This is a genomic window from Bowmanella yangjiangensis (genome assembly GCF_017255015.1).
In the GTDB taxonomy this organism is placed as follows: Bacteria; Pseudomonadota; Gammaproteobacteria; order Enterobacterales; family Alteromonadaceae; genus Bowmanella; species Bowmanella yangjiangensis.
In genome coordinates, this window is record NZ_JAFKCS010000269.1 from 1 (window position 1) to 1,072 (window position 1,072).

Annotated in this window: 1 protein-coding gene; it reads left to right on the forward strand. The window is 67.4% G+C overall.

Annotation, left to right across the window (positions count from 1 at the left end; all coding sequences use genetic code 11):
- Nucleotides 1-989: transporter substrate-binding domain-containing protein (locus J0A65_RS23885; RefSeq protein ID WP_232850126.1), on the forward strand; the 989-nt coding region annotated here is incomplete at its 5' end.
- Nucleotides 990-1,072 lie beyond the last annotated feature (83 nt).

Consider the following 1,072-nt stretch of genomic DNA (forward strand, 5'->3'; position numbering starts at 1 on the left):
GGGTCGGCATCACCGAAGTGCCGCCGTTCGTGATCAAGCACGACGACGGCAGCTGGAGTGGCATCAGCATCGATCTGTGGAATGCCATCGCCGAAAAGAACGGCTATGCCTTCCAGTACGAGGCGATGCCCTTCGATCGCCTGCTCGACAGTCTCGAGCAGAGCAAGGTCGATGTCGTGGTCGGGGCGATGACCATGACCCCCGAGCGCGAGGCGCGCTTCGACTTCACCCATCCGTTCTACTTCACCGGCCTCGCCATCGCGGTGCCGGCCACCGCCTCGGCGGGCTGGTGGACGACCTTCAAGCGCCTGTTCTCCTGGCGGTTCATCAGCGTGGTGCTGGGCCTGGCCGCCGTGCTGATGCTGGTGGGGGCGTTGATCTGGTTCTTCGAGCGCCGGCGCAACCGCGAGCAGTTTCCCGAGGAGCCGGTGCGCGGCCTGGGCGATGGCTTCTGGTGGGCTGCCGTGACCATGACCACCGTCGGCTACGGCGACAAGTCGCCGGTGACGCTGGGCGGCCGGCTGGTCGCGGTGGTGTGGATGTTCGCCGCACTGATCATGGTCTCGACCTTCACCGCAGCAATGACCACGGCCCTGACCGTGAGCAATCTGCAGGGCGCCATCCAGGGCCCTGGCGACCTGCAAGGCGCGCATGTCGCCAGCGTGCAGCGCACGGCCAGCTCGCACTGGCTGCAGGAGCAGCGCATTCGCCAGAGCGACTACCCGAGCCTGGGCAAGGCGCTGCAGGCCGTGCAGCAGGGCGAGGCCGACGCCATCGTCTACGACAAACCCATCCTGCAATACCGCAACCGCGAGCTGGTCGGTGCGCGCCTGCAAGTGCTGCCCGGCACCTTCGAGAACCAGAGCTACGGCTTCCTGGTGCGCAGTGGCAGCCCGCTGCGCGAGCCGATCAGCCGCGCGGTGCTGGGCATCATGGATGATCCGCAATGGCCGCGAACGGTGAGCGACTACCTGGGCGAGGAACTCTGAGGCGGCCCCTCAGGCGTCGCCTGGGGGGCGGTCTGCAGCGGGAAGCGTCGCGCGATCTCGTCGATGATTTCGCGCGGCCCGCT